This window comes from Fundidesulfovibrio agrisoli (genome assembly GCF_022808715.1).
Lineage (GTDB): Bacteria > Desulfobacterota > Desulfovibrionia > Desulfovibrionales > Desulfovibrionaceae > Fundidesulfovibrio > Fundidesulfovibrio agrisoli.
This window is the reverse complement of record NZ_JAKZKX010000011.1, coordinates 39726-64994: the sequence shown is the minus strand read 5'-3', so window position 1 is coordinate 64994 and position 25269 is coordinate 39726. Positions and strand designations below refer to the sequence as shown.

Annotated in this window: 25 protein-coding genes; 8 read left to right on the top strand and 17 right to left on the bottom strand. The window is 67.7% G+C overall.

Going from position 1 to position 25269, the window contains the following annotated elements; translation table 11 throughout:
* Positions 1–10 precede the first annotated feature (10 nt).
* From MLE27_RS09905 to mraZ, 13 genes are read right to left on the bottom strand one after another with little or no spacing between them, the layout of a single operon-like run.
* A complete protein-coding gene (locus MLE27_RS09905; protein ID WP_243311906.1) occupies positions 11–943 on the bottom strand; it encodes a cell division protein FtsQ/DivIB in 933 nt (310 codons plus the stop codon).
* On the bottom strand, positions 940–1839 hold the full coding sequence (gene murB / locus MLE27_RS09900) for a UDP-N-acetylmuramate dehydrogenase (RefSeq protein ID WP_243311905.1): 900 nt from the start codon (positions 1837–1839) through the stop codon (positions 940–942). Before murB ends, MLE27_RS09905 begins: the two co-directional genes overlap by 4 nt.
* Positions 1829–3205, bottom strand: a complete 1377-nt coding sequence (gene murC, locus MLE27_RS09895) for a UDP-N-acetylmuramate--L-alanine ligase (RefSeq protein ID WP_243311971.1) — start codon at positions 3203–3205, stop codon at positions 1829–1831. The genes murB and murC overlap by 11 nt, the downstream gene beginning before the upstream one ends.
* 53 nt (positions 3206–3258) lie before the next feature.
* On the bottom strand, positions 3259–4323 hold the full coding sequence (gene murG / locus MLE27_RS09890; RefSeq protein WP_243311904.1) for an undecaprenyldiphospho-muramoylpentapeptide beta-N-acetylglucosaminyltransferase: 1065 nt from the start codon (positions 4321–4323) through the stop codon (positions 3259–3261).
* The gene (gene ftsW, locus MLE27_RS09885) at positions 4320–5465 is read right to left on the bottom strand and encodes a putative lipid II flippase FtsW (RefSeq protein WP_243311903.1); all 1146 of its coding nucleotides are present in this window, start codon (positions 5463–5465) and stop codon (positions 4320–4322) included. Before ftsW ends, murG begins: the two co-directional genes overlap by 4 nt.
* Positions 5462–6778 carry a UDP-N-acetylmuramoyl-L-alanine--D-glutamate ligase gene (gene murD / locus MLE27_RS09880; protein ID WP_243311902.1) on the bottom strand — a complete coding sequence of 439 codons (1317 nt, stop codon included), beginning with the start codon at positions 6776–6778 and terminating at the stop codon, positions 5462–5464. The genes ftsW and murD overlap by 4 nt, the downstream gene beginning before the upstream one ends.
* Positions 6779–6782: 4 nt before the next feature.
* A complete protein-coding gene (gene mraY, locus MLE27_RS09875; protein ID WP_243311901.1) occupies positions 6783–7859 on the bottom strand; it encodes a phospho-N-acetylmuramoyl-pentapeptide-transferase in 1077 nt (358 codons plus the stop codon).
* A complete protein-coding gene (locus MLE27_RS09870) occupies positions 7856–9253 on the bottom strand; it encodes a UDP-N-acetylmuramoyl-tripeptide--D-alanyl-D-alanine ligase (protein ID WP_243311900.1) in 1398 nt (465 codons plus the stop codon). Before MLE27_RS09870 ends, mraY begins: the two co-directional genes overlap by 4 nt.
* Positions 9250–10707: a UDP-N-acetylmuramoyl-L-alanyl-D-glutamate--2,6-diaminopimelate ligase gene (locus MLE27_RS09865; protein WP_243311899.1), complete on the bottom strand. Its 1458-nt coding sequence runs from the start codon at positions 10705–10707 to the stop codon at positions 9250–9252. Before MLE27_RS09865 ends, MLE27_RS09870 begins: the two co-directional genes overlap by 4 nt.
* Positions 10708–10709: 2 nt before the next feature.
* Entirely contained in the window at positions 10710–12707 is a 1998-nt protein-coding gene (locus MLE27_RS09860; protein ID WP_341482527.1) for a penicillin-binding transpeptidase domain-containing protein, read from the bottom strand.
* A complete protein-coding gene (locus tag MLE27_RS09855; RefSeq protein WP_243311898.1) occupies positions 12704–13159 on the bottom strand; it encodes a hypothetical protein in 456 nt (151 codons plus the stop codon). Before MLE27_RS09855 ends, MLE27_RS09860 begins: the two co-directional genes overlap by 4 nt.
* Complete coding sequence (gene rsmH, locus MLE27_RS09850) at positions 13156–14121, bottom strand: 16S rRNA (cytosine(1402)-N(4))-methyltransferase RsmH (protein ID WP_243311897.1); 966 nt, start codon at positions 14119–14121, stop codon at positions 13156–13158. The genes MLE27_RS09855 and rsmH overlap by 4 nt, the downstream gene beginning before the upstream one ends.
* Positions 14122–14136: 15 nt before the next feature.
* Positions 14137–14592 (bottom strand): division/cell wall cluster transcriptional repressor MraZ, encoded by a 456-nt coding sequence (gene mraZ / locus MLE27_RS09845; protein WP_243311896.1) that lies wholly within the window; start codon positions 14590–14592, stop codon positions 14137–14139.
* Between the two features lie 556 nt (positions 14593–15148).
* On the opposite strand from mraZ, the gene MLE27_RS09840 reads away from it, so the two are divergent.
* A complete protein-coding gene (locus tag MLE27_RS09840; RefSeq protein ID WP_243311895.1) occupies positions 15149–16162 on the top strand; it encodes an HD-GYP domain-containing protein in 1014 nt (337 codons plus the stop codon).
* Between the two features lie 120 nt (positions 16163–16282).
* Here the strand turns inward: MLE27_RS09840 and MLE27_RS09835 are convergent, their stop codons facing one another.
* Positions 16283–16765, bottom strand: coding sequence for a CBS domain-containing protein (locus MLE27_RS09835; RefSeq protein WP_243311894.1), 483 nt, complete (start codon positions 16763–16765; stop codon positions 16283–16285).
* A 99-nt stretch (positions 16766–16864) separates the two neighbouring features.
* On the opposite strand from MLE27_RS09835, the gene MLE27_RS09830 reads away from it, so the two are divergent.
* Both MLE27_RS09830 and MLE27_RS09825 read left to right on the top strand, forming a co-directional pair.
* Positions 16865–17338: a chemotaxis protein CheD gene (locus MLE27_RS09830; protein WP_243311893.1), complete on the top strand. Its 474-nt coding sequence runs from the start codon at positions 16865–16867 to the stop codon at positions 17336–17338.
* A complete protein-coding gene (locus MLE27_RS09825; protein WP_243311892.1) occupies positions 17335–18195 on the top strand; it encodes an HDOD domain-containing protein in 861 nt (286 codons plus the stop codon). Before MLE27_RS09830 ends, MLE27_RS09825 begins: the two co-directional genes overlap by 4 nt.
* A 12-nt stretch (positions 18196–18207) precedes the next feature.
* On the opposite strand, the gene MLE27_RS09820 is transcribed toward MLE27_RS09825, so the two are convergent.
* Positions 18208–19203: an acetylserotonin O-methyltransferase gene (locus MLE27_RS09820; RefSeq protein WP_243311891.1), complete on the bottom strand. Its 996-nt coding sequence runs from the start codon at positions 19201–19203 to the stop codon at positions 18208–18210.
* Between the two features lie 94 nt (positions 19204–19297).
* Complete coding sequence (locus MLE27_RS09815; protein WP_243311890.1) at positions 19298–19672, bottom strand: hypothetical protein; 375 nt, start codon at positions 19670–19672, stop codon at positions 19298–19300.
* A 288-nt stretch (positions 19673–19960) separates the two neighbouring features.
* Between MLE27_RS09815 and MLE27_RS09810 the strand changes: the two genes are divergently transcribed.
* Together MLE27_RS09810 and MLE27_RS09805 are read left to right on the top strand one after the other, a co-directional pair.
* Positions 19961–20854, top strand: a complete 894-nt coding sequence (locus MLE27_RS09810) for a metallophosphoesterase family protein (protein ID WP_243311889.1) — start codon at positions 19961–19963, stop codon at positions 20852–20854.
* Between the two features lie 2 nt (positions 20855–20856).
* Positions 20857–21270, top strand: coding sequence for a cupredoxin domain-containing protein (locus tag MLE27_RS09805; RefSeq protein ID WP_243311888.1), 414 nt, complete (start codon positions 20857–20859; stop codon positions 21268–21270).
* Between the two features lie 235 nt (positions 21271–21505).
* Here the strand turns inward: MLE27_RS09805 and MLE27_RS09800 are convergent, their stop codons facing one another.
* Positions 21506–22762, bottom strand: a complete 1257-nt coding sequence (locus MLE27_RS09800) for an HD domain-containing protein (protein WP_243311887.1) — start codon at positions 22760–22762, stop codon at positions 21506–21508.
* 132 nt (positions 22763–22894) lie between these two features.
* Here MLE27_RS09800 and rplM point away from each other — a divergent pair, with 132 nt between their 5' ends.
* The 3 genes from rplM (at position 22895) to MLE27_RS09785 (ending at position 25159) form a co-directional block, all read left to right on the top strand.
* On the top strand, positions 22895–23320 hold the full coding sequence (gene rplM / locus MLE27_RS09795; RefSeq protein WP_243311886.1) for a 50S ribosomal protein L13: 426 nt from the start codon (positions 22895–22897) through the stop codon (positions 23318–23320).
* Positions 23321–23335: 15 nt separating this feature from the next.
* Positions 23336–23728 carry a 30S ribosomal protein S9 gene (rpsI, locus tag MLE27_RS09790; RefSeq protein WP_243311885.1) on the top strand — a complete coding sequence of 131 codons (393 nt, stop codon included), beginning with the start codon at positions 23336–23338 and terminating at the stop codon, positions 23726–23728.
* A gap of 129 nt (positions 23729–23857) precedes the next feature.
* Positions 23858–25159: a radical SAM family protein gene (locus MLE27_RS09785; RefSeq protein WP_243311884.1), complete on the top strand. Its 1302-nt coding sequence runs from the start codon at positions 23858–23860 to the stop codon at positions 25157–25159.
* Positions 25160–25269 lie beyond the last annotated feature (110 nt).

The window sequence follows — 25269 nt, the reverse complement described above, 5'->3', positions numbered from 1 at the left end:
TCGCGTGGTCTTAACCGTGCTTTTCCACCCACACCTTGTGGTTCTGGGCCGAGATGATCGCGGCCTGGTCAAGCTCGCCGCGCTTCTGCAGGTTGCTCCAGACCAGCCCAAGGTGGGTGAGGTTGTTCTTCCAGTCGTCCACGCCCACGCAGAGCAGGACGTTCCTATCCATCAGCCTGATCTCCAGGCCGTATCTCCATGAAAGCCGTATCCAGGCCACCTGGTCCAGGCCGAAGGGGCCTTTCTTGTCGGCCAGGGCCTGGCGCAGCTGCTCCAGAAGGGCCAGGTGGCGCTCCATGCCGGACTCCACCTCGACCTGTGGCAGGGAGACGAACTTGTCCGCCTGCACCTTGTCGATGATGCGGCCCTCGCCGTCGGCGTAGCAGAGGCTCTCCTCGTACTGCACCAGGTAGCTGGGCTCGCGCTCCGTGACCGCGATGCGCAGGGTGTCCGGCAGCACGCGCGTGACCTGGGCCGATTCGATCCAGGGGTTGCGCATCAGCTGGGACTCCACGTTCTCCATGTTCACGGCTAGCAGGTTCTGGCCCTGGCTCAGCTCGGCCTGGGTGATCACGTCGTCGCGGGACATGCGGTTGATGCCCGTGACCTGCAGGTCGCGGATGGTGAAGTAGTCGATGGTGGTCAGCCAGCGGTAACCGGCCAGCAGGCCCACCGAGACGGCCACCATCAGCACGCAGCCCAGCACCAGGGTGCACAGCTTGGCGAACATGCCGCCCAGGAGCATGGCCTTGAACCCCGCACCGGATCTGCCGCGCGCCTTGTTGCCCTTGGCCTTGGCCAGGGTCAGGCGGCCTTCGCGGTTGGCTGTGCGGGAGGCCGTGATCTTGGCGCGCGAGTCCTTGCCGCCCCCGTAGGAGTGGGCGTTGCGGCTTCTGCCCGCGCCCAGGCCCAGGCGCGATGTGGGTCTTGCGGCCACGCTCACTGCACCACCTTCACTTCAAGCTCCAGCTCCACGCCGAAGCGTTCCAGCACCGCCTGGCTGGCCTGGTCGATCAGCTCCAGCGCCGCCATGGCCGTGCCCCTGCCGTCGTTCACCAGAAAATTCGCGTGCATGTTCGAGAAGCGCATGCCGCCCAGGGCCTTGCCCTTGAAGCCCAGCTCGTCGAGCATCTTGCCCGCGCTTACGCCCGGAGGATTCTTGAACACGCAGCCGCAGGTGGCCGCGCTAACGGGCTGGGTGGCCTTTTTGCGGGCCAGCACGTCGTCCATGGCCGCGCGCACCGCCACTGGCGCCGCCGGGGTCAGGGCGTAACGCGCCTCCAGCACCAGCCAGGGTTCGTCCAGGCCCAGGGGGGTGAAGCGGCGGTAGGCCGCCAGCCACTGCTCCGGCCCGATCCAGCGCAGCCCGCCGGACATGTCCCACACGCGCACGGCGTCCAGCAGCTCGGCGGTCTCGCGGCCGTAGCTGCCCGCGTTCATGGCCACCGCGCCGCCCACGGTGCCGGGGATTCCCGACAACCCCTCCATGCCGGAGAGGCCCTCCCGCGCGGCCCAGTTGAGAAGCTTGGGCAGCATGTACCCGCCAGGGACCACCACCAGCTCGCGACCGCCCGCTCCCTGGCCGGAGGCAAGCCCGGCGCGCACCGGGCCCCCACCCTGGCCCAAGCTGACGACCGCGATGTCCAGGTCGCCGTCCAGGGCCAGAAGATTGCTTCCCCAACCCAGCACGAAGGGCCTGCCCGCGTGCCGGGCCAGCTCGTCCCCCAGCAGGGCCGCGTCCTCCGGGGATTCCAGGAGGATCTCGGCCTGCGCGCGGCCGCCCACCCGCAGGGTGGTGCGTTCCGCGAAGCGGGGACCGGGCTGGATCTTAAGCGCCATGCGCCCCCTCCAGATACTGCACGCCCACCTTCCAGACGCTGCCCGCGCCCAGGGTGATGAGCACGTCGCCGGGGCGCAGCATGGCCTGCAGGGTGTGCAGGGCCGCGTCGAAGTCCGGCACGTAGGTCACCTTGGTCTTGGAGACCTGGCGGATGCCCTGGGCCAGGCTCTGTCCGGAGACGCCGGGGATGGGCTTCTCCGAAGCCGGGTAGATTTCGGTGAGCACCAGTTCGTCCACTTCCTCGAAGCTCTTGCAGAAGTCGCCGAACAGGGCCTGGGTGCGGGTGAAGCGGTGCGGCTGGAAGAGCACCACGAGCCTGCGGTCCGGGTAGCAGCCCTTGGCCGTGGCCAGAGTGGCCGAGATCTCGGCAGGATGGTGCCCGTAGTCGTCGATGACCAGCACGCCGTCGCGCTCGCCCTTCTTCTCGAAGCGGCGGCCCACGCCAGCGAAGTTGGCCAGCGCGGCCAGGATGGCCTTCTTCTCCAGACCGGCCTCGATGGCAACACCGATGGCGCCCAGGGCGTTCTGGATGTTGTGGCGGCCCGGGTGGTTCAGGGTCACCTCGCCCCAGAGCTCGCCGTCCAGAAGCACCTCGAAACGGGGGCGCGGCCCGGAATCCAGGATGCGGCCGCGCAGGCGGGCCTTGGCATCCTGCACGCCGTAGGTCAGCACCGGGCGGTTGATGCGCGGCAGGATGCGGCGCACGCCCGGATCGTCCAGGCAGATCACGTTCATGCCGTAGAACGGGATGGCGTTGCAGAAGCGGATGAAGCTCGAATCGATCTCGTCCTGGCCGGAGTAGAAGTCCAGGTGGTCGGCGTCCACGTTGGTGACCACCGTCATCACCGGGGAGAGGCACAGGAAGGAGCCGTCGGACTCGTCGGCCTCGGCGATGAGGTACTGGCCCTCGCCCAGGCGGGCGTTGGCGCCCATGGCGTTGAGCCTGCCGCCGATGATGACCGTGGGGTCGAGCCCGGCTTCGGAGAAGATGGTGGCCAGAAGCGAGGTGGTCGTGGTCTTGCCGTGGGTTCCGGCCACGGCGATGCCGGAGCGAAGGCGCATCAGCTCGGAGAGCATCTCGGCCCTGGGGATCACGGGGATGCCCCTGCGGCGGGCCTCCTCCACCTCGGGGTTGGCCTCGGTGATGGCCGTGGACTTGACCAGAACGTCGGCCTGGCCCAGGTTCTCGCGGCCGTGGCCGATGGAGATCTCCGCGCCCAGGCGCTGCAGGCGCTTGACCGTGTCCGAGAGGGCCATGTCCGAGCCGGTGACCTGGTAGCCCAGGTTCAGGAGCACCTCGGCGATGCCGGACATGCCCGACCCGCCGATGCCCACCATGTGGATGCGGTTCACCTGGGTGCGCATGCCGCGCGCGGGGTTGCGACTCGTATCGATGTCAGCCACGTTGGTTCCTTTCATCATGCCGCCAGCCGGGTGAGCTCGCGCGCAATCACCCCGGCGGCGTCCGGTTTGGCCTGGGCGCGCGCGGCGCGGCCCATGGCCAGAAGTCTGTCCTGATCGTTAAGCAGCCCGAGGATCGTGCCGGCCAGCACGTCGGCGGTGAGGTCCTTCTCGGCGATGACCACGGCCGCGCCCTCGCGCTCCAGCCAGGAGGCGTTCACGCGCTGGTGGTCGTGCGTGGCGTGCGGGAAGGGCACCAGCAGCGAGGGTTTGCCCATGCAGGCCAGCTCGGCCAGGGTGGAGGCCCCGGCGCGGCCGATCACCAGCCCGGCCCAGGCGTAGGCCGCGGCCATGTCCGTGATGAAGGGCTCCACCCGGACGCCAGCCTGCCCGCGATAGTGCTGCGACAATGATTCGTAGTCGGCGGAGCCGGTCTGGTGCCAGAGCTCCACGCCTTCAGCAGCCAAACGGGGCCAGGCCGTCACCATCAGCCGGTTGACGGCCCGGGCCCCCTGGCTGCCTCCCAAGACAAGAACCCTTTTTGGCACCACCCGCGAGGGTTCCGCCTCGACGTATCCCGCGATCTCGGGGCGCACCGGGTTGCCCGTGACGAGCACCTTGGCGGCCGGAAAAGCGCGGGTTTCGTCGGGGTAAGTCACCATCACCTTGTCCACCACCCGGCCAAGGAAACGGTTGGTCACCCCGGGAACGCTGTTCTGTTCGTGCACGGCGGTGGGCACTCGCAGCATCCAGGCGGCCAGCACCGGGCAGAACCCGGCGTAGCCGCCGAAACCGGCCACCACCTCCGGCTTGAAATCCCTGACGATGGCCAGCGCCGTGACCAGGCTCCCGGCCATGCGCAACATGGCGGGGATCGCCTTGAGGCCCCGGCCGAGCACGCCGCGCACGGCCAGGCCCCTGAAGCTCACTCCGGCCTTGCGGGCCAGCTCGCCCTCGGGGCCTTCGCCGCCCACGAAGAGGATCTCCACGCCGGGGTGCATGGCCTTGAGTTCGGCCGCCACCGCCAGGGCCGGGAAGATGTGGCCTCCGGTGCCGCCCGTGGTCACGATGGCGCGCCTCATGTGGGTTTCCTCCTCGAGAGGTTCAGGAGGATGCCCACGCACAGGAAGCCCGAAATAAGGTTGGAGCCGCCGTAGGAGAGGAAGGGCATGGCCACGCCCTTGGGCGGCACGCAGCCCATGACCACGGCCAGGTTCAGCAGGAAGCCGATGCCCAGCACCATGGCCATGCCGTAGGCGGTGAAGCGGTCGCGCAGGTCGTCCTGGGCCAGGGCGATGCGGAAGGAGCGCCACATGAGCACCCCGATCATGGCCAAGATCACGGAGACGCCGATGAAGCCCAGCTCCTCCCCGGTGACGGCCATGATGAAGTCCGTGTGGGCCTCGGGCAGGTAGAAGAGCTTCTGCTTGCCCGCGCCGAAACCCACGCCCGTGACCTGGCCGGAGCCGAAGGCGAAGAAGGACTGCACCAGCTGGTAGCCCGTGCCCTGGGGGTCCTGGAAGGGGTCCAGGAAGGCGAACCAGCGCTTGAAGCGGTAGGGGGAGTGCACCACCAGCAGCACGGCGGCCGCCGCGCCGAACAGGCCCGAGACGAACAGGTAGATGATGCGCGTGCCGCCCACCAGGCTCATCAGGAAGAAGAGCATGCCCAGGAACACCGCGCCGCCGAAGTCCGGCTGGATGAGCAGCACCACGCCCAGGATGCCCGTGACGATGACAGGGGGGATGAAGCCCACGGAGAACGATTTCACCAGGGCCTGTTTGCTGGAATAGAAATAGGCCAGGTAGAACACCAGCACCACCTTGGCCAGCTCCATGGGCTGCAGCAGCAGCGGCCCCAGGTGCATCCAGCGCCGCGCGCCGCCCGCCTTGACCGAGAACGGCGGGATCATGGTCATGGCCAGGAGCGCCAACACCACGAAGAGCCAGAGGTACACCGGCCCGTAGAGGATCTTGCGGGGCAGCCAGGCCACGAAGAACATCAGGCACACCCCGATGCCCAGGAAGATCGCCTGCTTCTTGAAGAAGAAGTATTTGTCGTGGACCATGCGCTCCGCCATGATGCCCGATGCCGAGAGCACCATGACCACGCCGAGCCCGGCCAGGGCCACGGCGAAGGCCACCAGCCACCAGTCGAAACCGGAGCGGGGCGCCGCGATGGGGGGGGAGGCGACGTGCGCCTGGGAGTGGGCGTGCACGCTCATTGCCTGGCCTCCGTCTCATCGGGCAGACCGGCCATGATCCGGGCGAAGTCCTCGCCGCGGGCCTTGTAGCCGGAGTACAGGTCGAAGCTGGCCGTGGCCGGGGAGAGCAGGATCACGTCGCCGGGCTCGCTGTTGCGGTACAGCCTGGTCACGGCGGCCTCCAGCGTGGGCTCCCAGAACAGGGGGAGCTGCCCGCTCCAGGCGGCCTCGAACACCTCGCGGTTGGCCCCGAACAGCCCCACCTCCACCACGCGGCCCTTGAACAGCGGCAGCACCGCCTCCAGGTCGCCGCCTTTGAACACGCCGCCCGCCAGCAGCCGCACCGGGCGGTCGAAGCTCTGCACGGCGGCGCGCATGGCGTCCACGGTGGTGGCCTTGGAGTCGTCCACGAAGAGCACCCCGGCCTTCTCGCCCAGGCTCTCCAGGCGGTGGGCCAGGGGCTTGAACGCGGCCACGGCCTCGCGGGCCTGCTCCTCGGTCACGCCCATGGCCCGGCAGGCCAGCCAGGCGGCCTCCATGTTGGCCCTGTTGTGCGCGCCGGGCAGGTGGTTCTCCGGGAAGCGGGAGGTGCCGGTGAAGTACACGCGGCGGGCCTTGGTGAACGTGCGGGCCTCCAACTCGTCCTTCATCTCAAGCGGCAGCACGGCCAGGTCGTTCTCGGTCATGCGCGCGAAGAGGTTGAGCTTGGCCGTAAGGTATTCCTCGATGTCGGCGTGGAAATCCAGGTGGTTGGCCGAGAAGTTGAGCAGCACGCCCACCTTGGGGCGGAAGCTCTTCACGTTCTGCAGCTGGAAGCTGGAGACCTCCAGCACGGCCACGTCGCAGGGCTCGCCCGAGAGCAGATGGTCGGAGAGGGGCGTGCCGATGTTGCCGCCCACGAACACCTTGCGCCCGGCGTGGCGAAGGATCTCGCCGATGAGCGTGGTCGTGGTGGTCTTGCCGTTGGTTCCGGTGACGGCCACGATGGGGGCCTGGTTGAACCAGGAGGCAAGCTCCAGCTCGCCGAGCACCTGGGCATCCGGGCAGGCCGCCAGGAGCGCGGCCAGCTTGGCCACGGGCACGCCGGGGGAGAGCACCACCATCTGCGCGCCCGCGAAGTCCTCGGGCTTGTGGGGGCCGAGCCTGAGCTCCACGCCCAGGCCCTCCAGCATGGAGCGGGCTTCGGCGTCCAGGGCCTCGGGGTTGCGGTCCAGCAGGCGGACGGAGGCGCCCAGGGCAGCCAGCAGGCGGGCGGCGGCCACGCCGGACACGGCGGCTCCCACCACCACGGCCTTGTGCCCCGCCAACTGCGATTTGTGGATCAGCGCCTGCATCCCGCTACCTCAGCTTCAGCGTGCTCAAGGCCACGAAGGCCAGGAGGATGGAGAGGATCCAGAACCGGATGATGATCTTGGATTCCGGTATGCCCTTGAGCTCGAAATGGTGGTGCAAGGGGGCCATGCGGAAGATGCGCTTGCCCCCGGAGAACTTGTAGTAGCCCACCTGCAGGATCACGGAGAGGGTCTCCAGCACGAAGACGCCGCCCACGATCATCAGGATGAACTCCTGCTTGCAGACCACGGCCACGAAGCCCAGCGCCCCGCCCAGAGCCAGGGAGCCCACGTCGCCCATGAACACCTGGGCCGGGTAGGCGTTGAACCAGAGGAACCCGAGCCCCGCCCCGGCCATTGCCGCGCAGAACACCGCCACCTCGCCCACGCCGGATACCGGCAGCACCTGCAGGTAGCGCGCGATCTGAGCGTGGCCCGCCACGTAGACGAACAGGGCGAACATGCCCGCCGCCACCACCGTGGGGCCGATGGCCAGGCCGTCGAGCCCGTCGGTGAGGTTCACGCCGTTGGAGGCCCCCACGATCACCAGCACGGCGAAGGGCAGGTACCACCAGCCCAGGTCCGGCGAGAAGTTCTTGAAGAAGGGCACCTGGAGCTTGGTGGAGAAGTCCGGGTCCAGGAGCAGCGCGCCCACGGCCACGCCCGCGATGATGAGCTGCCCGATGAGCTTGCCCCTGGCGGAGAGGCCCTTGTTGTTCTTCTTGACCACCTTCAGGTAGTCGTCGCCCAGGCCGATGAGCCCGAAGCCCACGAAGACCATGATGGCCATCCAGACGTTGGCGTTGGCCAGGTCCGCCCAGAGCAGCACCGAACCCAGGATGGAGGCCCCCATGAGCAGCCCGCCCATGGTGGGGGTTCCGGCCTTGCACTGGTGGGCCTTGACGTCCTCGTGGATGTACTGGCCGCACTTGATCTTGGTCAGCCAGCGGATCATCCGCGGGCCGAACACGATGGAGATGATGAGCGCAGTGGCGAAAGCGTAGATGGCGCGGAACGTGATGTAGCGGAACACGTTCAGCACGGTCATCTGAGCGGCGAAGGGGACCAGCAGCCAGAAAATCACTTGCTCTCTCCCGCGCGTGTTGCAAGAAAACGCTCCAAGAACTCCTCCATGCGCTGGGAGCGCGAGCCCTTGAAGAGCACGGCTCCCTCGTCGATATCCATGTCGCGGGCTACGCCCTCGAATTCTTCCGCAGTCTCCACCGGCACGAAGCGCCCGGTGTAGCCGGCCGAGCGCAGGCCGCGCTCCACGTGCCCGGCTGCGCCGCCCTTGAACACCAGCAGGTCGCAGCCGCCCCTGGCGATGCACTCGCCCAGGGCCTGGTGGGCCTGGTCGGCCTCGGGGCCCAGCTCGCCCATCTCGCCGAGCACCAGCACCAGCGGGCCGCCCCCGGCCAGGGCCCTGGCGGACTCGATGGCCGCCGCCATGGACAGGGGGTTGGCGTTGTAGGTGTCGTCGATGACGGCAAGCCCGCCCATGCGGCTCACGTCGAAGCGGCGGCCGGGCAGCTCTGCCGCGGCCAGCCCCTCGGCGATCTGCCGGGCGTCCGCGCCCAGCACGCTGGCGGCTGCCGCGGCGGCCAGCACGTTCTCGGCCAGGTGGCCGCCGTGGCAGGAGAGCGCCACTTCAAGCTTGAGGCCCTGCAGGTTCAGGCGGTACAGGCCGCGCCCGTCCGGGCCGCAGCCGGTGAAGGAACAATAGTAGGGGGCCTCGCGGTCCCTGGTGGACATGGCCTGCACGTCCGGGCGGATCTCCCTGGCGGCGGCCCACAGCTCGGGGTAGTCGCGGTTGGCCAGGGCCACCCCGCCGGGGCGCAGGAAGTGGAACAGCGCGGCCTTGGCCCGGCCCACGCCCTCGATGCTGCCCAGGCCTTCCAGGTGGGCGGGGCCGATGTTGTGCACCACGGCCACGTCGGGCTCGCAGATGGCCCCGAGCTCCTCCATGTCGCCGGGGCGGCTGATGCCCAGCTCCAGCACCCAGAGGCGGTGCTCCTCTTCGGCGGCCAGCATGGAGAGCGGCAGGCCCAGCTGGTTGTTGAAATTGCCTGGATTCTTGATGGAGGCGGCCATGCGCGCGGCGATGGAGGCCAGCATCTCCTTGGCGGTGGTCTTGCCCGCCGAGCCCGAGAGCGCGGCCACCACGGCGCGGGTGCGCCTGCGCCAGTGCCGGGCCAGCAGGCCCATGGCCACCAGCACGTCGGGCACCTGGAGCACGGTCGCCCTGCCCTCGACCTCGGGCAGCGGGCGGGAGGCCAGCAGCGCGCCAGCGCCCCGCTCCACGGCCTGGGCCGCGAAGTCGTGGCCGTCAGCGCGTTCGCCCTTGAGGCAGCAGAACAGCGCGCCGGGGCGCGCCTGGCGGCTGTCGCTGGTCACGAGGTCGCACACGGCGCCCGCGAAGGGGCGGATGTCGGCCTCGGCCTGCACGGCGGCCATGATTTCGCCCAGGGCGAGCTTCATGCCAGAAGCTCCTTGACCACTTCCACGTCGTTGAAGGGGTGCTTCACGTCGCCGATCTGCTGGTAGGTCTCGTGGCCCTTGCCCGCGATGAGCAGGGCGTCCGCCGGGGTGAGCAGCTCCAGGGCCATGGCGATGGCCTGGCGGCGGTCCGGGTGGGCGATGACCTGCCTGGCCCCGGCCAGGCCGGGCATGGCGTCGTCCATGATGGCCTGGGGGTCTTCGTGGCGCGGGTTGTCCGAGGTGAGCACGGCCACGTCCGACCAGTCCGCCACGGCCTTGGCCATGAGCGGGCGCTTGGTGCGGTCGCGGTCGCCGCCGCAGCCGAACACGGTGACGATCTTGCCGAAGTCGAGCTTGCGCAGGGCCTTAAGCACGTTGACCAGGGCGTCGGGGGTGTGGGCGTAGTCCACGTAGACGTTGAGGCCCCGGCAGTTGGGCACCCGCTCCAGCCTGCCCGGCGCGCCCTGGCAGGTAGCCAGGCTCAGGAGCTGCTCCGGGGTGAAGCCGATGGCCAGGCACGCGCCCTGGGCGGCCAGCAGGTTGGCGGCGTTGTGCGCCCCGGCCAGGGGGGTGGCGAAGCGCCAGGAGCCGCCGTCGTAGCGCATCTCCAGCTCCATGCCCTGGGCCGTGTTGGAGAGGATGACGCCCTGCAGCCAGCGCTTCGCGGCGCCCTGCTCGCCCAGGCCGTAGCCCAGGGCGTCGGGCATGCTCTCCAGCATCCTGCGGCCGTAGGGGTCGTCGCCGTTGAGCACCGCCCCGGTGGAATTCTTGAGGTAGGCCTCGAAGAGCCTGCGCTTGGCCCTGTAATAGGTCTCCATGTTCCGGTGGTAGTCCAGGTGGTCCTGGGTCACGTTGGTCAGGGCGGCGGCGTCGAAGGTCAGGCCTTCCAGGCGGCCCTGGTCCAGGGCGTGGCTGGAGGCCTCCATCACCGCGCCGGTGACGCCCGCGCGGACCATGCGGCCAAGCATGGAGTGGATGGCCAGGCAGCCGGGGGTGGTCAGGTTGGCGGGCACGGACTCGCCCGGCCAGCGGTATTCCACGGTGGAGAGCACGCCGGGCTTGCCGCCCGCCGAGGCCATCACGTGCTCCACCAGGTAGGCGATGGTGGTCTTGCCGTTGGTGCCGGTGACGCCCACCAGGGGGAAGGGCAGCGTGGCGGTGCCGTTGGAGGCGGCCGCGAGCTGGCCCAGGGCCCGGCGGGGGTCGTCGGTGAGCACCAGCTCGGCCCGCGCGTCAGCAGGGAAACTATCGCTTGAAGCGGCCACCACGTAGCCCGCGCCCTTCTCCACGGCCATGGGCACGAACTGGGCGCCGTCCTGCGCCGCGCCGGGCACGGCCACGAACACGTCGCCGGGCTCGACAAGGCGCGAGTCCGTGCGGATGGGCAGCCCCGCGGCCACGCGGTTCAGGAGGTCCGCCCAGGCGGCGGTTTCGGGCTTGTCTGTGAAGCTCATTGTCAGGATGCCTTGGCCAGCCAGAGGGTGAAAGGTTCTTTTTCGACCGCGTTCCAGGGTGTCCCGGCCGCGGGGTTCTGCTTGCCCACCACCAGGCCGCTGCCCTTGAGCGAGGGCACAACGCCCTTGGATGCCAGGATCTCGGAGGCCTTGCGCAGCGGCAGGCCCACCAGGTTGGGCACCTCCGCGCCGTTGACCGAAAGGTTCATGGGCGGGAAGGCCACTCCCAGCACCTCGGCCACGTCGGGGGCCGTGCCGGTGGGTCCCTGGGCGTGAGCCGGGGCTGCGGGGCGCTGCTCCTGGGCCAGCTTCACGGATTCGGGCATGCGCCCCAGGTAGGAGAGGCTCTTGATGGCCACCTCCCGCACGGCGGGCGCGGCGACCACGCCGCCATAATGGTTGGGCTCGGGTTCGTCCACCATGACGAGGATCATGTACTCGGGGTCCACGGCGGGGATGAAGCCCACGAAGTCCGCCAGGTACTTGTCGCCGTAACCGCCGGTGGCCTTGGCCTTCTGGGCGGTGCCGGTCTTGCCGCCGAGCTCCAGGCCGTCGATGTGGGCCTTGACGCCGGTGCCCTTCTCCTCCTCCACGACCTCGCGCATCATCTGCTGCACGGTCCTGGCGACCTGGGGGTCGAACACGCGGGTTTCGGGCCAGTAGGCGCTGTCCTGCACGGGGTCGAGCACCAGGCGCAGGGGCTTGCGCACCCCGTTGTTGGCGATGATGTGGAAGGCCTGGGCCAGCTGCACCGGGGTGACGCCGATGCCCTGGCCGAAGGAGTTGGTGGCCAGGTCCAGCTTGCTCCAGGCCGAGAGGGGGCGCAGCAGGCCCTTGGCCTCGCCGGGCAGGGGCAGGCCCGTGGGCTGGCCGAAGCCCACCTTCTCGAAGTAGGCGTGCAGCTTGGGAGCGCCCAAGTCCATGCCGATCTTGGCCGCGCCGATGTTGGAGGACCAGCGCAGGATCTTGTTCACCGGCAGCACGTCGTAGGGGTGGGTGTCGCGGATGGTGGCGATGTTCTGGAAGTTCCACTGCCCTTTTTCGCAGTTGTAGGTGGTGTCGGGGCGAACCACCTTCTCCTGCAATGCGGCCGCGATCAGGATGGGCTTCATGGTGGAGCCGGGCTCCAGCACGTCCAGGGCCAGGCGGTTGCGCGCGGCCTTGGGGTCGGAGTCGGACCCGCCGTTGGGGTTGAAGAAGGGGTAGTTGGCCCAGGCCAGGATCTCGGCGCTCTTGACGTGCACCACGATGCAGGTGCCCGCCTTGGCCTTGTTGTCCACCACGGCCTTGGCCAGGGCTTCCTCGGCGAAGAACTGGATCTGGGCGTCGATGGTCAGGCGCACGTCCGAGCCGTCGGCGTTGGCCATCTCGCGGCCCTGGGCGTCCAGGTAGAGCCTGCGGCCCGAGGCGTCGCGCTGCACCACGTACTTGGCCTTCTTCCCGGCCAGCATGGGTTCGAAATATTTCTCCAGGCCTTCAAGGCCCTGGTCGTCGTAGCCCACGAAGCCCAGCAACTGCCCGGCCATCTGCTTGTTGGGGTAGGAGCGCCCGTACTCCGTGGCCAGGGTCACGCCGGGGATGTTCAAGGCCTTGACCTGGGCGGCGGCGCGGTCGTTCACGCGGCGGGCCAGGTACACGAAGTTGGAGTGGCTGGTGAGCTTGCGCTGGATGTCCTTCTGGGGGACGCCGAACACCTTGGACAGGGCGCTGGACGCCTCCTCGGGGTTCTTGACCTCCTTGGGCACGGCGGAGACGGCCATGAACTCCACGGACTTGGCCAGCAGCTGGCCGTTGCGGTCCAGGATGACGCCGCGCTTGCCCCGGTCGTACTCGGAGGCCATGTGCTGGCGCAGGGCCTGCTCGGCCAGTTGGGGCCCCTGCACGATCTGCAGGAAGCCCGCCCGGACCCAGAGGCTGGCCCAGAACAAAAAGAACACACCGCCCACGACCATGAGTCGCATGCGGCTGAAGTCGCGTATCTGTTTCTGTGCGCGGCTCACGTGCTCTTCTTCCTCTTGGCGTCCTGCCCGGCGTCGGCGGGTCCGGCCACCTTGCTGCGGGGGGACTTCTTCATCACCTTGTTGGGCGGGCAGTCCTCGGGCTTCTTCTTGGCGGGCTTCTCCGGGGCCGGGGGCGCGGCCTTGATGACCGGGGAGGCGATCTCCTCGCCGGCGGCGCCCAGGCGCCTGATCTGTCCGGGGCGGGCCTGGGTCAGGCCGTACTGTGTGGCCAGCACGCGCAGCCGCTCCGGGGTGAGCATGGTGTTGCGCTCCACCTCCAGCTTGGAGATGAGCGACTCCTGGGCCACGATCTCGGTCTGGAGGCGCTTGAGCTCGTAGGCCATGTCCACGCGCTCGATGTTCACCCAGGTCAAGCCAAGCCCCAGCCCCAGGAAGACGAGCACCGAAAAGGCCATGGTGATGGCCCATTCCTTGGTGACGCCGGTCTTCACCTGGCCTCCGGGGCGGGCAGCTTTTCCGCCACTCGCAGCTTGGCGCTACGGGCCCTGGGGTTGGCGGCGGCCTCCTCGGGGGAGGCCATGAGGGGCTTCTTGGTCAGGATGCGCAGACGTGGGGCGTGGCCGCAGGTGCACAGCGGCTGGCGGGGCGGGCACAAACAGCTCGAGGCTTCGCGCCGGAAGGCCTGTTTCACCAGGCGGTCTTCCAGGGAGTGGAAGGAGATGACGGCCACACGGCCGCCGGGATGCAGGGAGTCCACGATCCTGTCCAGAAAATCCTTCAATTCGTCGAGTTCATGGTTCACGGCCATGCGCAGGGCCTGGAAGGTGCGCGTTGCCGGGTGGTTGCGCGCGTTGGCCCGCCACTTGGGGGGGTAGGCCCGCTCCACCAGCTTGGCCAGCTCCAGGGTGGTCTCGATGGGCTTCTTGGCGCGCTCGGCCTCGATGGCCCTGGCGATGCGCCCGGCCTGGGGCTCCTCGCCGTATTCGCGGATGAGGTCGCGCAGGCGCTCGAAATTCCACTTGTTCACGATGTTCGCGGCGGGCTCGGAGCCGTCGGCCACGCTCATGCGCATGTCCAGCGGGCCGTCCGCCACGAAGCTGAAGCCGCGCTCGGCCTCGTCCAACTGGGGGGACGAAACGCCGACGTCGGCCAGGGCGGCGTCCACGCCGTCCCAGCCGAGCTCATCCAGGGCCTGGGGGAACTGCGAAAAGCGCATCTGCCGCGCCGTGACCTTGCCGGGGTAGCCCGACAGGTTCTCGCTGGCGCGCCTGATGGCGGATTCGTCGCGGTCCAGCCCCAGAATCTCCACGTCGCCTCCGGTCCTGGCCAGCATGGCCAGGGAATGGCCGCCCAGCCCCAGGGTGGCGTCCAGGACGCGCATCCCGGGACGGAGGTTCAGGAGATCGCACACCTCCCGCACGAGGACGGGGGCGTGCCGGGGGTCGTGTTCCACGATGGCCCCCCGGTATCAGAGATGCAGCTCGAACCCGGCTTCCGCGAGGGTCGTCAGGTCGGCGTCGAGGTTGTCTTCGGTCTCCTTGCGCATGGACTCGAAGGTGGCTTTGTCCCAGATTTCGAATTTATCGACCATGCCCGCCAGGATGCAGTCCTTGTCGAGCTTGGCATAGCTGCGTAAGTAGGGCGGCACGAGGATGCGGCCCTGCTTGTCCAGCTCGACCTCCACCGCGCCGGCGATGATGAAACGCTGGATTTTGCGCAGAGTGGTGTTGAGCACGTTGACGCGCTTGAAGCCCTCCTCGATGGAGGCCCACTGCGGGAGGGTGTAGCCGACCACGCAGCCGTCGAAGTTGGTGAGCATGAGCCTGCCCTCGGGGGAATGCCTGAAGACCTCCTCCCGGTAATCGGGAGGCAGCATCAGTCGCCCCTTGGGGTCGAGATTTCGTTCGGAGTGTCCTCTGAACATTCAGGCCCTCACACAACTCACCACTTTTTACCACTCTCTTCCACTTGCCTCTCAAACAATCCCACCTTTATGTCAAGTTAAAAGGAAAATTCTCAAACCATTGCTTCGTGTTGCTAGCAATCGCAACACCTCAACATCGCGCGATATTTAATGATTCGCCGCCAAAGGAGGCCGTAAGCGGGCCAAAAAAAACGCCCCGGAGGGCGTCACACGGGGCCTTCGGCGGTTCCCACCCGGAGGGGCCGTCTCCCACTTTGGCCTGATTTTACCACCTGACCCCTTCGGACAGGCCTGCGCCGGGCGGCCGGCGCTTCCGGAACCCTTCCGGGCCTCCCGGCGGGAAACGCGGTGCCCAGCCCTGACGACTCGGCCAGGATTCCATGGCGGCTCCGCGGCGCCACTCGAGCCTGGGCGGCGCAGGCCGCAGCCGCCCAGGCTCGAGGGGCGCCTGCCTTCGCAAAACCGGTTGTAATGCTTGTAATAGCGCTCCGGGCAGGGTACGTGTACCGCCAAGCCGATGGATTTTGCGCGGCGACCCTCAACCCACCCTATCCACATGAGCGAGAAGCCCCTGAACAAAGAAATGGAGGATCTGGAAGAGGAATACTACCAGATCAGCCCGGACATTCTGCTCAGCTTCAACAAGTTCCGCCCTCCCCTGAACATCTTCAGGCTCAAGGAGGACGTCATCCGGCTCGTACCTTTCTATAAGGTAGGGGAGCGCCTGAGCAAGGAGATGGGGGAGGAGCTGGAGAACCTGGTCCAGCTCGGGCTCATCTTCGTCTCCCGGGCGGACCACGCCGTCTACGTCAAGCACATCTCCTACCAGCTGGACCTGGTGCTCATGGACCGGCACCTCACCGAGAGCGAAACCGCCGACATCTTCCAGGCCGCCCTCACCCGGCGCATGGAGGAGTTCATCGAGCAGCCCGTGAAAGCCGTGGCCGACAAGCTCGTGGCCGACGTCATGGTGCTCACCGAATATCTCTGGCAGGACGTCAACCGGGGCAAGGCCATCTCGCGCCGGGTGCACCCCAAGCACACCCTGGCTAACCACTCGGTGAACTGCGGGTTCGTGGGCCTGCAGCTCTTCCTGCAGTCCGCGCCCGACATCAAGCATGACCCCAAGGGCCGCCAGGCCCTGGACCGGCTGGCCCTGGGCCTGTTCCTGCACGACGCGGGCATGAGCAAGATCCCCGCCTTCCTGCGCGAAAAGACCCAGACCATCACCTCGGAGGAGCGTCAGAAGATCCTCAAGCACCCGTTGCTGGGCATGGAGATGCTGGCCAAGCTGGACCTGCGCTTCCCCGAGGTGGAGCAGTGCGTGCTGCAGCACCACGAACGCCTGGGCGGCTCGGGCTACCCGCAGAAGCTCTCCGGCGCGGACCTCTCCGTGCCGGGCCTGCTGACCGCCGTGGCGGATTCCTATTGCGCCATGATAACCGAGAGGCCCTACGCCAAGGCCATGACCCCCAAGGCTGCCGCCGCCGCCCTGGGCGGTGACCCGAAATACGACCCTCGCTTCACCAAGCAGCTGGCCACCTACCTGATCAACACGAAGCAGATGTAGCCAGCTGTCGAGCCTGCCTGTGAATCAAAAGCCCGGGCCGGGGATGTGGAAACATCCCCGGCCCGGGCTTTTTCCGCCGCCCCCACGGCCTTGGGGGCGGCCTTGAAACCACTTTGCGGCTCAGCCCTCCTGGGGTTCTTCCCAGTCGAGCTGCATGAACACGTCCTCGGCGGCGATCACGCCCAAGACCTTGCCGCCTTCCAGCACCACGGCCCAGCGCCTGCGGGTGGACAGCATGGACTCCAGCACCACGGCCAGCGGGTCCTGCGGCTTGACCACGGGCAGGTCGCGCTCCACCACCTCCCCGGCCCTGCGGGAGAAGCACTTGCGGCACACCGTGCGGAACTTGGTCTCGAAATCCTGCCCCTGGGTCAGCTTCAGGGAGTCGTCCAGGGCGCACTGCTCGGTGTAGAGCAGCAGCCACCAGGCCGTCACCGCCCCCTTGAACTCCCCGTCGGCCGAGAGCACCACGGCGCAGGCCCTTTCGGGGTGATCCTTCATGGCCTTGCGCAGCCTGAGCGCGCCTTCGCGCAGGCTGTCGCTCTCGCGGATGGTGATGAAGTCGGTGCGCATCACGTCCCAGGCGCGTTCGCGTAACAGCATGGATGGTCCTCGTGGGTTTGCCGCGCTTTACCAACGGCGTTGCTTTTTGTAATCTTAATTGGTTGGCGAGGCATTGAAAAGCCCCAGGACCATCCCCTCGTGAAAAACCGTTTGGTCGTCACCATCTCCGACATGAAGATCTCGCGTAGGCCGCGGGATCTGCTCGTCACGCATTCCCTGGGCTCCTGCCTGGGGCTTGCCGCGTACGACCCGGCCTCGAAGGTGGGGGGGCTCATCCATTGCCTGCTCCCCCGGGCTGTCGGCCCCAACGTGCAGAACCCCTACATGTACGTCAACGTCGGGGTGCCGCTGATGATCCGCAAGCTGGCCGCCATGGGCTGCGCCAAGGAGAGCCTGATCTTCAAGGCCGCGGGCTGCGGCCGGATGAACCTCATCCAGAACCAGTTCGACACAGGCGCCCAGAACATGGCCATGCTCGAATCGCTCTTCACCAAGAACGGCGTCGTCCTGGCCGCACAGGATGTGGGAGGCACGATCCCCCGCACGCTCACGCTCGATGTGGAAACAGGCAAAGTGACCATCACCTCGCAGGGACAGGAGTGGGAAATATGACGTTACGTGACCAGATCATCGCCCGCGCAGAGCAGTTGCCCCAAATGCCGGCACCGGTGATGCGGATCATGGCCTACCTCTCCAAGCCCGACGCGGACCTGGCCGAGCTGGCCTCGGCCATCGAATACGACCCCGGGCTCACCGTGAACGTGCTGCGCATGGCCAACTCCAGTTTCTTCGGCGGCGCGGGCGGCATCACCACCGTGCGCGACGCCCTCTTCCGCCTGGGCACCCGCAGGGTGGTCCAGCTGGTGATCGCCTCGGGCGTGGCCCCCCGCACCCAGCCCCCGGTGGCGGGCTACAGGCTGGCCGAAGGCGAGCTGCTGCGCCACAGCGTCGCCCTGGGCACCGGCGCCGAGGTGCTCGCGCGGGAGCTGGGCCTGCGCGCGCCCGACCACACCTTCACCGCCGGGCTGCTCTGCACCATCGGCAAGATCGTGCTGGGCCAGTTCCTCGAAGTGGACGCCGACCAGCTGCTGACCCTGTCCTCCAAAGAGGATATCCCCTTCGAGGTGGCCGAGCGCAGGATCCTGGGCATAGACCACGCCGAGCTGGGGGCCTTGCTGCTCAAACGCTGGGAACTGCCCTCCCCCATAGTCAACTGCGTGCGCTGGTACATGGACCCGGACGCGGCCCAGGACGAGGAGCGCGACGAAGCCCTGGACCTGATCCACGTGGGGCACGTCATGGCCACCATGTCCGGGATCGGCCAGGGGCTGGAGGGCATGCGCTCCACCGTCTGCCAGGACTGCTTCGACCGCCTGAAACTCACCCAGGACGCCTTGATCGACTCCATGGCGCAGATGGTCACCACCCTTGCCGAGATCGAGGTCATCCTCTCCAGAACGGGCGCCTGAGCCTGATCGTCCCTAACCGGCCACGGCCCGCAGGATGCCCGAGTCGTTGGGCCCCTTGAAGTCGAGCCGGGTCACGTCCTTGAATCCGGCCGCCGCCAGCATGGCGCGCAACTGGCCCCCGCTGTAGGACTGCCCGCTCTGCGTGCCCAGCAGCATGTTCAGCGAGAACAGCGCCGGGAAGAGCGGGCCGTCCATGGCGTCGTCCAGCAGGAACTCGTGGATGAACAGCAGCCCGCCAGGCTTGAGCGCCCTCGCCGCCTTGGCGATGATCGTCCCGCACTCCTCGGGGCTCTGGGCGTGCAGAATCTGCGAGAGCCAGGCCACGTCGAAGCCGCCTGGGAGCTCATCCTCCAAGTAATTCCCCGCGACGAAATCCACCCTGTCGCCCACGCCGTGGCGCGCGGCCACATCCCGCGCGAAGGCCTCGGAGGTGGGCAGGTCGAACACCGTGGCCCTGAGCCCGGGGTTGGCCAGGCAGAAGTGCACCGCGTAGGTGCCGGGGCCGCCGCCCAGGTCCAGCAGCGCGGCCGCGCCGCCCAGGTCCAGGCTTTTGACCAGGCCCGGGGCGATGGCCGAGGCCAGGTTGTACATGCCCATCAGGAAATCTTCCCGCCCCTCATCCTTGGCGGCGTCGGAACGGCGCACCGGTTCGCCCGTGCGCACCGCCTCGGGCAGCCTGGCCCAGGAGGCCATCAGCCTGTGGTGGTGGCGGATGATGAAACCGATGTAGCCCGGCGACGACTTCACCAGATACCGCGCCGCCGCGCCTTGCAGGGCGTAGGCCCCGCCGCTTTTGCCCAGCAGGCCCATGGCGCACAGCGCGTCCAGGAGCATGCCCAGGGCCCTCGCCTCGCAGCCCAGGCGCGCGGCAAGCGGCCCGGCCTCCATGGGGCCGTCCGCCAGGGGGCTGAACACGTCGAGCATGGCCCCGGCGTGCAGGGCGCAGGCTTGCCAATAGCCGCCCGAAACCTGGAGCAGCTCGCCTGGGTTGGTGTCGGAAAAAGCCATGATCCGCCTCCTGGCCGTAAGCAAAACACGGCGCGGTGGATGCCGCGCCGTCAATGCGGCGGAGGGCCGGCCCCCCGCCGCGCGGGAATCGCGTCTATTTCGCGGGGACCAGATCCTTGCCGCAGGCGCACTTGCCCGGGCTCTGGCTGACGAAGTTGCAATCGCAGCCAGCACCGCAGCCGCAGACGTACTTGCCGGTCATGGGGAATGTCTCCTCGGCCCCCTTGACCTTGACCACGGCGTTGTCTCCTTCGATCCTCAGCACCTTCGTCTTCACCATCTTTTTGTTGCACGTGCATTTCGCCGGTTTCATCGACATCGACTTGCACGGGCACGACTCGCCGCAACCGCAGACATACACCATGTCGCCCACCTTCAAGGGGATCTTTGGGTTGTCCGGGGACGCGAACGCGGCAGTCGCCAGCGCCAGCAGAAAGATGACGGCAAGGATCGACATCACTGTCTTCACGGGGCACCTCCATGACGTTGTACGTTGAAGGGCATCATTGCGGCTTCTTGAACTATGATCCTATTCAAACATATTCCTGAGCTGAACCGGCTTGTCAACTTATCCCGGGTTTGCGGCAGGCCCCCCCGGACTGGTGCGGCCCCTGACCGGAACCCCGCAGGAGGATGTTGCCAATTCTGCCCGGTTTCTCTAGATGATGGATCAAATCAGACCTGGCCTTACGGGCAGGACCGCCCCGGCAAAGCGGTTACTCACCGGACCGGATTCCAGGGAAACACGGAGGAGCGGATGAACACCATGGACAGGCGCGGATTCCTCAAGGTCGCGGGCGTGGGCGGCGCGCTGCTGCTCACCTACCCGGGGAGCGGGGCCCTGGCTGCCGCGGCGGGCGCGGGCAAGGGCTTCAGCTTCGTGCAGTTCGCCGACACCCACGTGGGCTACGCCAACCCGCCGGTCAACCCCGACGCCTCGGCGAGCCTGCAGAAAGGCGTGGACTGGGTGAACGCCATGACCCCCCAGCCGGATTTCGTGGTCTTCACCGGAGACCTGACCCACACCACGGACGACCCGCAGGAGCGCAGGCGCCGCCTGACCGAGTTCAAACGCATCGCCGGCGGGCTCAAGCCCAAAGCGGTGTACTTCCTGCCGGGCGAGCACGACGCCGGGCTGGACTGGGGCGAGGCCTACAAGGAGATCCTGGGCAAGACCCACTACATGTTCCAGCACAAGGGCGTGCACTTCCTGGTCATCGACAACGTCTCCGACCCGGCGGCCAGCGTGGGCGAAGCGCAATTGGCCTGGATCGCGGCGGAGCTCGCCCGCATCCCCAAGGCCGACCCGCTGGTGGTGCTGACCCACAGGCCGCTCTTCGACCTCTACCCCGAATGGGACTGGGCCACCAAGGACGCCGACAAGGTGCTGGCCCTGCTGGAGCCCCACACCAACGTGACCGTGCTCTACGGGCACATCCACCAGGAGCACCACCACCAGAGCGGGCACATCGGCCAGCACGCGGGCATGAGCACGGCCTACCTGCTGCCCGCCCCCGGCTCCGTGCCCAAGAAGGCCCCCGTGCCCTGGGACGCCGCCGCGCCCTACAAGGGCATGGGACTGAGGATCGTGCAGGACGACGTGGCCAAGCCCACCCCGGAGTTCACCGAGAAACCCCTGGCGGGGATGTAGCCGTGCGGCGGCCAACCGTATCGGGATGCGCGGCTGCGCTGCCTCGGCTGACGCTTCTTGCCGCGCTGGCTGTCTGGCTGCTCTCGGTTTCCGCCCTGCCCGTGCCGGCCCAGGCCCAGGCGGGCGGGGAGGAGGCCGGGGTTCAGGTGATCCGGGTGACGGCCGAGAAGTTCGAATTCAAACCGGAAAAGATCGTGCTGACCAAGGGCAAACCCGTGGTGCTGGAGCTCATCAGCCTGGACCGGGTGCACGGGTTCAGGTGCCCGGGCCTGGGCATCCGGGTGGACGTGGCCCCGAACAAGGTGACGCGCGTGCCCCTGACGCCGGACAAGGCGGGGAGCTTCCCCTTCGTCTGCGACGTGTTCTGCGGGGATGGGCACGACGAGATGTCCGGGGTGATCGAAGTCAAGGAATGACGTTCGCCGCGAGGCTCGCGGCAGGGAGCGGCCAGCCTTCGGGCTGGCCGTTTTTCGTTGGGCATGGCTCAAGAACATCATGACGGCGGGGCGCCGCCCCGCACCCCGCAAGGGGGCGTGGCCCCCTTGACCCGCACGTTTGACGCCCGCGGCGGCCGGGAAGGGATTCCAAAGGGCGCAGCCCTTTGGCCGCCGGAGGCTATTCTCTGAATGATCCCCCCGGAGAGACCGGAAGCTAGTCGAAGTCGGCCAGCAGCGCGCCCACGTGCACCTGCCCGAACAGCACCCAGGAGGAGTACTTGCTGCGGATGCGCCACAGGCCCTGCTGCAGCTGGTCCGAGGCGATGCCGTTGCGCAGGGCGGTATAGGCCTCCAGGAAGGCGGCCAGGGAGTCGCAGACCTTGAGCAGCTCGCCGTCCTTGGGGTCGTACTCGTCGGCGTTGTAGAAGGCCTGCAGCTCGGTCGGGCTCACCCGCCGCACCTCGCCGTCCAGGGTGGCGCAGGCCTGGAACTCCGAGCCGACCGAGAGCCCCAGAAAGAAGGAGAGCCTGTCCACCAGGTCGGGGAAGCCGCCCCGACGCAGCGGCTCAAGGATCACGCGCTCCAGCTCCAGCTCCTCGTATTCCTTGATGAGGTCGCCGATGGTCTCCACGGACTGCTTCACAGGGGAGATGATGTCGCGCGTGAGCAGCTCGGGCAGGTCGTGGAAGAGGCCGCCGAAGAAGTTGTTCTGAGCCCTGGCCGAACAGGCCCCGATGGAGAGCGAGAAGAAATAGGCGTAGCAGGCCACGATGAACATGTGCCCCAGCACCGAGGTCTCGGGGATGCGCGGCGTCTGCGACCAGCGCTTCTGGAAGCGCAGCTGCCCGCAGACCTGGGCGAAGTGCCCCACCGGGGTGCGGCCCTGGCCGAAGAGGCCCTCCAGCAGGTCGGGGACGCCGATGAGGTCCACGTTCTTCTTCAGGCCGTTGCGGAAGGATTCCTCGATGTCCATGAGTTCGACGTCCTGCCGGTTCATGGACTTGATGAGGTTGTACTCCCAGCCGCTGGCGTAGAGGTGGGCGGCGCTCAGGATGCGCCTGTCCAGCGTGTCCTCCTCGGTGGAGCGCAGGTAGGTCTGGAGCCTGTCCCAGAAGGGTTCGCCAAGGCTGCGCACGCGCGGCTCCAGCTCGGCGAAGACCCAGTCCGTGAGCTGGCGGTAATGGGCGGGGTTGGCCTTGATGCGGTAGAAGATGGGCGGCTTGATGTCGGTGATGATGAGGCGGTAGAGGTAGTCGAAGATGCCGCCCTCCACAATGCGCGCGCCCAGCTCCACCCGCTCCTCGGCGGGCATGTCGCGCGTGTTGAGCAGGAAGAGCACCCAGGCCACCATCATCTTGTGGGCCTGTTTGTCCACCTCCATGAGCTCGGTCGGCCGGAGCTTGTCGTTCCAGCGCTGCATGGAGGAGCCGGTGAAGATAAGCTGCAGGAGGGACTTGCGCACGTTTGACATAGGATGTAGGTATCCTTCCCCCGCGGAAAGCTCAAGGCGGGAAAATCGCAGAAAAGCCGAATTGGGTGTTGACACGGAAGGCGCAACTCCGTAAAGGACTCGTCTTCCCAGTCGCATGGAGGACATTTGGTCATGAAGACATATAGCCCGAGCAGCAAAGAAATCACCCGTGATTGGGTGATCGTGGACGCATCCGAACAGGTGCTTGGCCGTCTGGCCAGCATGATCGCGGGTCGTCTGCGCGGCAAGCACAAGCCCGAATTCGCCCCCCACATGGACGCGGGCGACTTCGTTGTCGTGGTCAACTGCGAGAAGGTGCAGGTGACCGGCCGCAAGCTCGACCAGAAGATGTACTACCGCCACAGCGGCTGGATCGGGGGCCTGAAAGAGACCGTCCTGAAGGACATGCTGGCCACCAAGCCCGACCAGGTGCTGATCAAGGCCGTCAAGGGCATGCTTCCCAAGAACCGCCTGGGCCGCGCCATGCTCAAGAAGCTGAAGGTCTACTCCGGCAGCGAGCATCCCCACACCGCCCAGCAGCCCAAGCCCCTGGCCTAATTCACGGAGCAGAACATGAGCACCGACTTCTTCTACGGAACCGGCCGCCGGAAAACCGCCGTCGCCCGCACCCGCCTCGTCCCCGGCAACGGCCAGATCACCGTCAACGGCCGCGCCATCGATGAGTACTTCCCCCGCAGCGTGCTGCAGGGCATCATCCGTCAGCCCTTCGCCCTGACCAAGACCCTGGGCAAGTTCGACGTGAACGCCACCCTGGACGGCGGCGGCATGTCGGGCCAGGCCGAGGCCCTGCGTCACGGCATCTCCCGCGCCCTGCTGCAGGTCGACGCCGAGCTGCGCCCCGTGCTGAAAAAGGCCGGCCTGCTCACCCGCGACGCCCGCGCCAAGGAACGTAAGAAGTACGGCCAGCGCGGCGCCCGCGCCAGGTTCCAGTACTCCAAGCGTTAATCGCCGGGGTCCATCGGATCATCAAGGGCTGCTCCTCCCGGAGCAGCCCTTTTTGTGCTGCTGTTTCCACAGCGCCCGCGCTTCTCTTCCTCCCCGCATCACGCTACAACCTTCCGGCCAGGAGGGCCCATGGCATCCGACAAACCCACCCCCAAGCTCGTTTTCGCGGACAAGGCGGGCAACATCTACGACCACCCCGAGCTGGACATGCTCGTCAGGCGCGGCGACCAGTTCGGTCTGCCCCGCCCCGACGAACTGACCCCCCTGCCTTCGGAGAGCGAGCTGTTCCTGCTGCCCGGGCGCTCGGCCCTGGGTTTCGACCCGGAATCCGGCGAAGTGGAGGAACTGGAGGAGCTGGCCGTGGCCGCCTTCGTCTCCCCCGGGCACACGGTCTCGGGCGTCACGGCCTACAAGGCCCGCCCCGGCGCGCCGGTGCTGCCGCTCTTCGCTTACGCCGCCGTGGGTTTTGCGGCCGGACGCTTCTACGTCTGCGCCAAGCGCGTGGACCAGGATCAGCGCCAGGTGTTCACCAGCGTAAAGAAGGACAGGATCACCAAGGGCGCGCGGATGCTCATGTCCCGCTTCCCCAAGAACCGGCTGCTGGGCCACCTCTCCAACTGCGCCCTGAACTACTGCTGCCCGGCGGCGCGCAATCTCGCCCTGGGCCGCTTCGAGGCCCCGCTGCCCACCTCCCAGGCATGCAACGCCCGCTGCGTGGGTTGTCTGAGCCTGCAGGACGAGAGCAGCGGCTTCCCCTCCACCCAGAACCGCATCACCTTCCGCCCCACCCCGCAGGAGGTGGCCGAAGTGATGGCCGTGCACTCCGAGCGGGAGCCGCGCCCCATCCTGAGCTTCGGCCAGGGCTGCGAGGGCGAACCCCTGACCGAGGCCCCCCTGCTGGCCGAGGCCGCGCGCCTGTACCGGGCCGGGGGCGGCAAGGGCACGGTGAACGTGAACACCAACGGCAGCCGCCCCGAAGTGGTGGAGGAGCTCAAGGCCGCCGGGTTCGACTCCATGCGCGTGAGCATGGTCAGCGCGCGCAAACCCCTGTACGAGGCCTACACCCGCCCCCAGGGCTACGGCTTCGAGCAGGTGGCCGAGACCGTGGCCCGCGCCAAGCAGTCCGGGCTGTGGGTGAGCCTGAACTTTCTGTACCATCCCGGTGTCAGCGACACCGAGGAAGAGCTGGAGGCCCTGGGTTCGCTCATCGAGGGCAGCCGCGTGGACTACGTGCAGCTGCGCAACCTGAACCTGGACCCGGACGTGTACAAGGGCGTGGTGACGGCCAGCGGCGCGGGCTACGGCGCGAGCATGGGCCTGGCGAACTTCATGAAGCGGCTGCGCAAGCGCTGCCCCTGGCTCAAGTACGGGTACTTCAACCCCTATCTGGTGGAAGGGAAGATGCCGGGGGCGTTGCCAACAGCCGAATAAGGGGCACGGAACTGAGAACTTGGGTTGTAGTCTCCCTGTGGAAGCGCTGCGGGGGCTGGCCGGCGGGACATATGTGAAGAATGTCCTCCGGCCAGCCCCCGCAGCGTTTC